We start from the raw sequence: 8,473 nt of genomic DNA on the forward strand, positions 1-8,473 counted from the left end.
GTCCCCCTCGGCCCCGGCGACGACATCGGCATCCGCCACACCGGCGGCACCACCGGCATCCCCAAGGGCATCCTCAGCCTCCACGGCCCCTACCGGGACATGTTCGACGCCCTCCTCGCGGGCCCCCAGGACGAGGAGCCGCCCCGGCTGCTCGCCGCCACCTCGCTCGCCCACCTCTCGGGCGTGCTCGCCGATGTGACGCTCCAGCGCGGCGGCTCCGTGGTCCTCCAGCGCACCTTCGACCCCGGCGAGGTCCTCGCCGCGATCGAGCGCGAACGCATCACCGACCTCTGGACGCTGCCCCCGCTGATCTACCAGCTGCTCGACCACCCGGCCCTGGCCCGCACCGACCTGTCCAGCCTGCGCCGGCTCTCCTACGGTGGCTGCGCCGCCTCCCCCGCCCGGATCCGCGAGGCCGTCAAGGTGTTCGGCCCGGTGCTGGTCAGCCTCTACGGCATGTCCGAGGCCCAGAAGATCGCCTACCTCACCCCCGAGGAGCACGCCCGGTTCGGCGAGGACGGCCCGCTCCCGGTCGGCCGGCCGTTCCCCGACGTGGAGGTGGAGGTCCGCGCCGCGGACGGCACCGTGCTGCCCGCCGGGGAGCAGGGCGAGATCCACGTCCGCTCCGGCACGCTGATGGCCGGCTACTGGAAGCAGCCCGAGCTCACCGCCAAGGTCCTGCGCGGGGGTTGGCTCGACACCGGCGACATCGGCTACTTCGACGCCGACGGCTATCTCTACCTCGCCGACCGCCTCAAGGACCTGATCATCGTCGTCGGCGGCCACGTCTACCCCACCGAGGTGGAGGAACTCCTCCTCACCCACCCGGCCATCGCCCAGTGCGCCGTCTACGGCGTCCGCGACGCCCAGGAGGCCGAACACGTCCACGCCGCCGTCGTCCCCGCCCCGGGCCGGCAGCCCGACCTGGAGGACGTCCGCGCCTTCGTCACCGCCAACAAGGGCCGCCTCTACGCTCCCGAGGCCCTCCACCTGGTCGACGCCATCCCGCTCACCGCCGTCGGCAAGCCCGACAAGAAGCGGCTGCGCCAGGCCCTCGCCCACTGAACACCCTCCTGGGGGCGTTCCCCGACCGGGGGGGAACGCCCCGGGTCGGGGAACGCCCCGGCGCGAGGTCCCGCAGCGACTCCCCGTGACCGCCTGCACCGCGCAATGGGCTCCGCGCAATGGGGCACCGCGCGATGGGACGCTCACCGAAACCCCACCGAACCCCGGCCGGATCCCCACCGGCTTTCACCCCATGGCGGGGTTTGGCTCAATGAACCACCGCCCCGGTGCCGAGAAGCCAACGGGGGGTGGCGGCGCTGAGGGCTGCCACCCCTCTCCTGACGCCGGGGTCGGGGTCAGGAGAGGGTCGGGGCCGGGGTCAGGAGAGGGGTCAGGGCCGGGGCTCACTCCGGGGCCGGAGTCCCGTCAGCCGCCTCCGCCGCCGCCAGACAGCACCGCACGAAGTCCCGCACCACCGGGTTCCCGTCGTCCACCCCGGCCCACGCCACCGCGATCCGGCTCGGGCTGACCCCGCTCACCGGCCGGTAGGCGATCCCCGGCCGGGCGTAGAAGCGGGCCGTGGACGCCGGGGCGAGTGCGACGCCGTACCCGTTGGCGATGGCGCTCAGCCAGTCGTCCGGGTGCTCCACCACGGCGCCGAAGCGGACCGGGTGCCCCTCCCGCTCATCGGCGGCGACCCAGTAGTCCCGCCAGCGGCCGGTCTCGGCGGGGGCCGCGACGAAGGGCTCGTCCCACAACTCCCGGAACGGGACCACCTCCAGCGCCGCCAGCCGGTGCGCCGAGGGCAGCGCGACCCACCGCGGCTCGGTGAACAGCTCGGCCACCCGCCACCCCTCCTGCCCGGGGAACGGCAGCCGCAGCAGCGCCACGTCGGCCTCCCCGGCGGCCAGCCCGGCCGTCGGGTCGGACCACGCGGTGTGCCGCATCTCGACCCGCCAGCCGGGATTGCGCTCGGTGAACCCGGCGACGATGCCCGGCGTGGCCTCGTTGGCGGCGCTGGCCAGGAAGCCCACCCGCAGCACCCGCTCCGCCCGGCTGGCCGCGCCCCTGGCCTCGCGCAGCGTCGCGTCCCAGTCGGCCAGCAGGCCCGGCACCCGCGCGGCGAGGCTCCGCCCGGCCACGGTGAGCGCCATCCCGGCCCGGGACCGGACGAACAGCGGCACCCCGAGCAGCTTCTCCAACTGCCGGACCTGCTTGGTCAGCGCGGGTTGGGAGACGTACAGCCGCTCGGCCGCCCGGGTCAGGCTGCCGTCCTCGGCGACGGCGGCGAAGGTGCGCAGCAGCCGGGTGTCCACATCCATTCCACCAGGTTATGGAAGCCGGTATTGGACGCAAGCCAAGGCCCGCGAAGAGGCTGGAGCCATGTCCATCGCCTGTCTCGTCGTCACCGTCCTCGCCATCGCCGCCAACGCCGGAATCGCCGCCGCCGACTTCGCCAAGGCCCCCTTCGTGCTGGCCAATTCGGCCGAGGTGAAGGTGAAACCGGAGTGGGTCCCGTGGCTGGCCTCGCTCAAGCTGGCCGGCGCCGTCGGCCTGCTGGCCGGCCTGGTCGCCCTCCCGCCGCTCGGCCTCGCGGCCGCGGTCGGGCTGGTGCTGTTCTACGTCGGCGCCGTGGCGACCCACGTCCGCACCCGTGTCCTCCACAACCTCCACTTCCCGGCGGGCTACCTGGCCCTGGCCATCGCCACCCTGGCCCTCACCGCCACCCGCTGACGGGCCTGCACCACCGCCGCGCACACACCTTGGTGGCGCCGTCCGGCACCCGCCCGGAGCCGCAGCTGCCCGGAGCCGCAGCAGCTGAGGCCCGTGCCAGCCGGACCCGGCCCGTCAGGCCGCGCCGAAGTGCCGCTCGGTGTCCGCGACCAGGCTCCCCAGGAAGGACCGGTTCGGCAGGTCCGTCAGCGCGGCCGGGCGGGCCAGCAGCGGGTTGGGTTCGAAGGCGAAGGTCCAGGTGAACCGGGTGCCGGTCGGGGTGGGCTCGACCAGGTAGTCCTCGCCGAAGCGCCGGAACAGCGGCAGGCTCGCCGAGGTGACGCAGAAGGAGTGCCGGGAGCCCTCCTCCCAGCGCACGAACTCCTCCCGCAGGCGCAGCAATCGCATCGCGGTGATCTCGCGGGTCGTGCCGACGCCGTGCGGGGGCCGCGAGGTGTAGCGGCCGCCGGCCAGGCCCCGGCACCAGGACAGCGGCGCGTCCCCGGCGAGCCCGCGCCAGACCGCCTCCGGCGTCACCGGCAGGTCCAGCACGTATGCGTAGCGGTGCGGCGCGGTGTCGAAGAAGGACGGGTCGAAGCGTTCGAGCGTGAACCAGGGCATCGGGGCTCCTCTTCTCACGGGGTCCCACGGGGTCCCACGGGGTCCCACGGAGTCTCGCAGGGGTCCTGTCGCGGGAGTCCGCCGGGCGCGTCTCAGCCGGACGGCCCGAGCCTCTCCGCCTTCCCGACCGCCGCGGCCGCCCCGGCCGCCCCGACCGTCCCGCCCACCGCCCGGAGGGCGAAGGGCAGCAGCCGGTCGGCGGTCTCCCGGGCGGTGGCCTCGTCCACGTCCTCGGGCAGTTGCGGGGTGAGCAGGAAGTGGGTCATCACCGGTCCGACCACCACCTCGCCGAGCAGGTCCACGCCGTCGAGCGCCTGGATCTCACCCCGCTCGACGGCCCGCCGGACGACCTCCGCGACCCGTCCGTACACCGGCCGGAGGAAGGCCGTCACCAGCGCCTCGGCCAGCGCGGTGTTGTGGGCGGCCTCGCCGATCAGGGCGCGGATCAGCCGGCCGGGCTCGCCGGTCATGCTCGCCGCCTTGTCCCGCAGGACGACCCGCAGGTCGCCCTCCAGTCCGCCGGTGTCCGGCTGCTCGTACGAGCTCTCGCCGTGCAGCGCGGCGGCGGCGATCACCAGGTCCTCCTTGGACGACCAGCGACGGTAGAGGGTCGCCGTCGAGACCCCGGCCCGGGCCGCCACGGCGGCGGTGGTCAGCCCGCCGTAGCCGCTCTCCGCGAGGACGGCGAGCGTGGCGTCCAGCAGCGCCCGGTCCCGGGCGGCGTCACGGGGACGCCCCCGGCGCGAGGTGGCGGCCGGTGCGGCACCGGCGGGGCCGGCGGCGCCGGCAGGGCCGGCAGGGCTGGCAGGGCTGGCAGGGCTGGCAGGGCTGGGCGGGGTGGTGCTGCGGCTCATGCCGGAAGTCTACCGAGAACTAGAAACGAAAGCGTTTCGTTTCGTTTATGCTCGACGGCATGAGCCTCTCTGCCGAAGCCACGCCCACAGCCGCGCCCGCCTCCGCCGAAGCCACCCCCACCGCCGGCCCCGCCGTCGAAGGCCCCGCCGCGACCGTCACCCGCCTGCGCGCCGCCTTCGCCACCGGCCGCACCAAGCCCCTCGCCTGGCGCAAGGCCCAACTCCGCGCCCTGCGCCGCCTGCTGGTCGACCAGGAGGCCGTCTTCACCGCCGCCCTCCACGCCGACCTCGGCAAGAGCGCCGCCGAGGCCTACACCACCGAGATCGGCTTCACGGTCAACGAGATCGACCACACCCTGCGCCACCTCGACGGCTGGCTGCGCCCGCGCCGCACCCCCGTCCCGCTCGCGCTGCTTCCCGCCCGGGCCCGGACGGTCCGCGAACCCCTGGGCACCGTGCTGATCATCAGCCCGTGGAACTACCCGCTCCAGCTCGCGCTGTCCCCGCTGGTCGGCGCGCTCGCCGCGGGCAACTGCGCGGTGGTCAAGCCCAGCGAACTCGCCCCCGCCACCTCCGCCGCCATCGCCCACTGGCTGCCCCGCACCCTCGACCCGCAGGCCGTCGCCGTCGTCGAGGGCGGCGTGCCGGAGACCACCGCCCTGCTGGAGCAGCGCTTCGACCACATCCTCTACACCGGCAACGGCGCCGTCGCCCGCATCGTCATGACCGCCGCCGCCCGCCACCTCACCCCCGTCACCCTGGAGTTGGGCGGCAAGAGCCCGGTCGTCGTCGAGCCCGGCACCGACCTCGCCACCGCCGCCCGCCGGATCGCCTGGGGCAAGTTCATGAACGCCGGCCAGACCTGCGTGGCCCCCGACTACGTCCTCGCCATCGGCGACACCGCCACCGAACTCGAGCGCCAACTCACCGCCGCCGTCCGCGAGATGTACGGCACCGACCCGGCGCGGAGCCCCGACTACGGCCGCATCGTCAACGAGCGCCACTTCGACCGGCTGACCGCCCTGCTCGCCGACGGCCGCATCGTCACCGGCGGCGACCACCACCGCGCCGACCGCTACCTCGCCCCCACCGTCCTGGCCGACGTCGACCCGGACGCCCCGGTGATGCGCGAGGAGATCTTCGGTCCCGTCCTGCCGATCATCCGCGTCCCCGACCTCGACGCCGCGATCGCCTTCATCACCGGCCGCGACAAGCCCCTCGCCCTCTACGCCTTCACCGCCTCCGACACCACCAAGCGCCGCCTCACCACCGAGACCTCCTCCGGCGCCCTCGCCTTCGGCGTCCCCAACGCCCACATCGTCGTCCCCGGGCTGCCCTTCGGCGGTGTCGGCGAGAGCGGCCTCGGCCGGTACCACGGCGCCCACTCCATCGACACCTTCAGCCACACCAAGTCCGTCCTCGACAAGCCCCTCCTCGCCGACCCCCTCCGCCCCGCCTACCCGCCCTTCACCCCCCTCAAGTCCCGCCTCCTGCGCCGCCTCCTCTGACCGGCAGGACGGCGAATCGACTCAGCCCGGCTGAGTACCCGTACGGATGCGGAGCGCCCTGGCCGCCCATAGCGTTCTGCGAGCCAGAGCGCGCGCATGCGACTACGGGGAGAGGCACATCATGGACGTCATCGCGATCCGACCGGCCGACCGGCCCACTGCCGCGAGCACCGCGAGCACCACGAACCGCCCGGGCGACGGGCGCGACACCGGCTGGTCCCGGCGGCACAGCCCCACCTGACGCCGACGCGGTTCAGAGCCGGAACAGCGACCGGTAGGCGTTGCCCTCCACGGCGTTGAGCAGCACGTACGACGGACCGAGGCCGAGGGTGACCTCGCGCAGGCGGGCCAGGGCCTCGGCCGCGGTGGGGACTTCGAGCCCGATCGCGGCCGCGGCCGCGTCCCGGTCGGCGAGCAGGTCGGGCTCGTCGGCCAGGTAGTCCTCGGCCGCCTCCGCGCTCTCCTCCTCGGTCAGCCGCACGCAGTCCTGCCACCACGGCACCGCCAGCAGCAGCCGGACCAGCTCCTCCAGCCCGACGGCCAGCAGCGCCGCGCCGCCCTCCGAGTCGGCGTACAGGACGGGGCGTTCGTCGCCGCCCTCGCCGCAGAGGAAGAAGGTGCCGCCCCCGCTGCACTTGCCGACCTCCTCCAGGGCCTCGCCGGAGGCGAGCACGACCTCCTCCACGTGCGAGTAGGCGTCGAGGGAGAAGTCCGCGGGCCAGAGCAGGTAGTCGACGGTGGCGGGGGTCGCCCGCAGGCGATCGAGGAACGACATGGCGGACACCCTACGGCGCCCCTCGGACACCTCAGGCCGTCAGCCGTTCGGCCAGGTACTCCTCCCAGGTGCGCCGCCCGTGCTCGGCCCCGGCCAGGGTGAGGTTCGCCCCCGCCCGGTACGCGCGCCCGACCTTGCCCGGCACCCGTACGGGCAGCCGCCGGCGGCTGCGGCCCCGCGCGGTCAGGTACGCCCGGGTCAGCTCGTCCATCTCGTACACCGTCGGCCCGGCCAGGTCCGGGACCAGGCCGGCGGGCCCGTCCAGCGCCAACTCGACCAGCCGGGCGGCGACGTCGCGCGCGTCCACGGGCTGCCAGCGGACCCCGCCGGGGGCCGGCAGGAGCGGCAGCTTGGCCATCTTCTCGACCACGGCGAACGCCAGGTCGTGGAACTGCGCGGCGCGCAGCACGGTGTACGGCAGGCCCGAGCCGGTCACCGCCTCCTCGGCCGCGTGCTTGGCGCGGAAGTAGCCGAGCGGCACCTTGTCGGCGCCGATCACCGAGATGTACACCAGGTGCCGCACCCCGGCCCGCTGGGCGGCCGCGACCAGCCGCCGGGTGGCCTCGTCGTCGCCCTTGGGGCCGCCCGCGAGGTGCAGCACGGTGCCGACCCCCGTGAGCGCCTCGTCCAGCCGGGTGGCCGCCTCGGCCTCGTCGCCGAGCAGGTCGCCGCGCACGTACGTCACGCCGTCCCCGACCGCTCCGTCCCCGACCGCGCCGTCCTCCGCCGCCCGCCCCCGCCGGCTCAGCACGCGCACCGGCCGCCCCGCCGCGAGCAGCAGCGGTACGACCTGCCGGCCCAGGGTGCCGGTGCCGCCGGTGACCAGTACCGGGTTGTTCGTCATGATCGTCTCCGTTTCGTCCCTGGCCGGGAGTTGATCTCCCCGCCGCCCCCGTTGTTGGGTGGCTCCTGCTGCCCTGACCCGAGGCGACGAAGGAATGTGACACGGTGGACGGAACAGTCGGAAGCGATGAGCGATCTACCCGGACCGCGCTCTTCGAGGAGCACCGCCCGCACCTGCGCGCGGTCGCCTACCGGATGCTCGGCTCGATCAGCGAGGCCGAGGACGCGCTCCAGGACGCCTGGCTGCGGTTCGACCGCACCGACACGGCCGAGGTGGCCAACCTCGGCGGCTGGCTGACCACGGTGGTGTCCCGGGTCTGCCTGAACCTGCTGCGCGACCGCGCCGCCCGTCGGGAGGAGCCGCTCCAGCCGGTCGGGCCGGACGGCGCGAGCGGCCTCGAGCGGCTGCCGGACCCGCTGCTGCGCCGGGAAGGGGTGGTCGACCCGGAGCAGGAGGTGATGCTCGCGGACTCGGTCGGCCTGGCACTGATGGTGGTGATGGAGTCGCTGTCGCCCGCCGAGCGGGTCGCCTTCGTGCTGCACGACCTGTTCGCGGTGCCGTTCGAGGAGATCGCCCCGCTGATCGAGAAGACCTCGGCCGCGACCCGCCAACTGGCCAGCCGGGCCCGGCGCAAGGTGCAGGCGCAGCCCGCGCCCGACCGGGACCCGGGCCGTCAGCGGCTGGCCGTGGACGCCTTCTTCGCCGCCTCCCGCACCGGCGACCTGGAGGCGCTGGTCGCCGTGCTGGACCCGGACGTGGTGCTGCGCTCGGACGGCGGCGCCGTGCTGGCCCGCCACACCATGGTGCTCACCGGCGCCAGGGCGGTGGCCGGGCAGGCCGCGATGTGGGGCAAGCTGGCGCCGTTCGCCCGCCCCGCGCTGGTCAACGGCACCGCGGGCGCGGTGGTCATCGGCGACAACGGCCGGGCGCTGTCGATCATGGCGTTCACCGTCGTGGCCGGCGTGATCACCGAGATCGACGTGATCGCCGACCAGGAGCGGCTGGCGGCCTTCGACCTCTCGGCCTTCCGGGACTGACGCTCTCGGCCTTCCGGGACTGACGGCGATAGCGCCCCGCGGACCAGCCCGTACCACGGTGCGCCGGAGGCCGCGGACACGGCGGCACGCCACATCGCGCAGGCGGTTGCGCCGTC

Annotated in this window: 9 protein-coding genes; 4 read left to right on the forward strand and 5 right to left on the reverse strand. The window is 74.7% G+C overall.

Features of this window, described 5'->3' with window-relative positions; translation table 11 throughout:
• On the forward strand, positions 1–1,065 hold a 1,065-nt coding region (locus tag AB0F71_RS33240; protein ID WP_360242556.1), incomplete at its 5' end, for an AMP-binding protein.
• A gap of 344 nt (positions 1,066–1,409) precedes the next feature.
• Here AB0F71_RS33240 and AB0F71_RS33245 read toward each other — a convergent pair.
• Entirely contained in the window at positions 1,410–2,327 is a 918-nt protein-coding gene (locus tag AB0F71_RS33245) for a LysR family transcriptional regulator (protein WP_360242559.1), read from the reverse strand.
• Positions 2,328–2,388: 61 nt separating this feature from the next.
• On the opposite strand from AB0F71_RS33245, the gene AB0F71_RS33250 reads away from it, so the two are divergent.
• On the forward strand, positions 2,389–2,739 hold the full coding sequence (locus AB0F71_RS33250; protein ID WP_360242562.1) for a DoxX family protein: 351 nt from the start codon (positions 2,389–2,391) through the stop codon (positions 2,737–2,739).
• A 114-nt stretch (positions 2,740–2,853) separates the two neighbouring features.
• Here the strand turns inward: AB0F71_RS33250 and AB0F71_RS33255 are convergent, their stop codons facing one another.
• Both AB0F71_RS33255 and AB0F71_RS33260 read right to left on the reverse strand, forming a co-directional pair.
• The gene (locus AB0F71_RS33255) at positions 2,854–3,339 is read right to left on the reverse strand and encodes an SRPBCC family protein (protein ID WP_360242565.1); all 486 of its coding nucleotides are present in this window, start codon (positions 3,337–3,339) and stop codon (positions 2,854–2,856) included.
• 92 nt (positions 3,340–3,431) lie between these two features.
• Positions 3,432–4,193 (reverse strand): TetR/AcrR family transcriptional regulator, encoded by a 762-nt coding sequence (locus tag AB0F71_RS33260; protein WP_360242568.1) that lies wholly within the window; start codon positions 4,191–4,193, stop codon positions 3,432–3,434.
• Between the two features lie 59 nt (positions 4,194–4,252).
• On the opposite strand from AB0F71_RS33260, the gene AB0F71_RS33265 reads away from it, so the two are divergent.
• Positions 4,253–5,701 (forward strand): aldehyde dehydrogenase family protein, encoded by a 1,449-nt coding sequence (locus tag AB0F71_RS33265; protein WP_360242571.1) that lies wholly within the window; start codon positions 4,253–4,255, stop codon positions 5,699–5,701.
• A 253-nt stretch (positions 5,702–5,954) separates the two neighbouring features.
• Here the strand turns inward: AB0F71_RS33265 and AB0F71_RS33270 are convergent, their stop codons facing one another.
• Together AB0F71_RS33270 and AB0F71_RS33275 are read right to left on the reverse strand one after the other, a co-directional pair.
• On the reverse strand, positions 5,955–6,476 hold the full coding sequence (locus tag AB0F71_RS33270; protein ID WP_360242574.1) for a hypothetical protein: 522 nt from the start codon (positions 6,474–6,476) through the stop codon (positions 5,955–5,957).
• Between the two features lie 31 nt (positions 6,477–6,507).
• Complete coding sequence (locus AB0F71_RS33275; RefSeq protein WP_360242577.1) at positions 6,508–7,320, reverse strand: NAD(P)H-binding protein; 813 nt, start codon at positions 7,318–7,320, stop codon at positions 6,508–6,510.
• Between the two features lie 104 nt (positions 7,321–7,424).
• On the opposite strand from AB0F71_RS33275, the gene AB0F71_RS33280 reads away from it, so the two are divergent.
• The gene (locus AB0F71_RS33280) at positions 7,425–8,357 is read left to right on the forward strand and encodes a sigma-70 family RNA polymerase sigma factor (RefSeq protein WP_360242580.1); all 933 of its coding nucleotides are present in this window, start codon (positions 7,425–7,427) and stop codon (positions 8,355–8,357) included.
• The last annotated feature ends 116 nt before the right edge of the window (positions 8,358–8,473 follow it).

Origin of the sequence: Kitasatospora sp. NPDC028055, from assembly GCF_040637885.1 — a bacterium.
Taxonomy (GTDB): domain Bacteria; phylum Actinomycetota; class Actinomycetes; order Streptomycetales; family Streptomycetaceae; genus Kitasatospora.